The sequence below is a fragment of the Paraburkholderia sp. SIMBA_030 genome (assembly GCF_046535245.1).
GTDB lineage: Bacteria > Pseudomonadota > Gammaproteobacteria > Burkholderiales > Burkholderiaceae > Paraburkholderia.
In genome coordinates, this window is sequence record NZ_JAWRXB010000292.1 from 1 (window position 1) to 290 (window position 290).

Sequence of the window (290 nt, forward strand, 5' to 3'; positions counted from 1 at the left end):
TCCTTGAAGCCGCCATTGGCGGACATGAAGGAGGCGGAACGGTAGGTGTTGACCCAGACCGTGCCGGCCTCGATCTGATTGGCGAAGCGAAGCGCGCGATCGATATCCTTGGTCCAAATGCCGGAGGCGAGGCCGTAATGGCTGTCATTGGCGAGCGCGATCATCTCCGCCTCGTCGCGGAACGGCATGACGCCGACCACCGGGCCAAAGATCTCGTCGCGCATGAAGCCCATGTCGTTTTGCGCATCGACCATGACGGTCGGCTCGAAATACCAGCCGCCGCTCGATAG

General features: G+C 61.7%; 1 protein-coding gene. It reads right to left on the reverse strand.

The features are described 5' to 3' along the window. Positions 1-290, reverse strand: a 290-nt coding sequence (locus tag SB772_RS40050) for an aldehyde dehydrogenase family protein (protein WP_410838525.1), incomplete at both ends; no start/stop codon positions are given.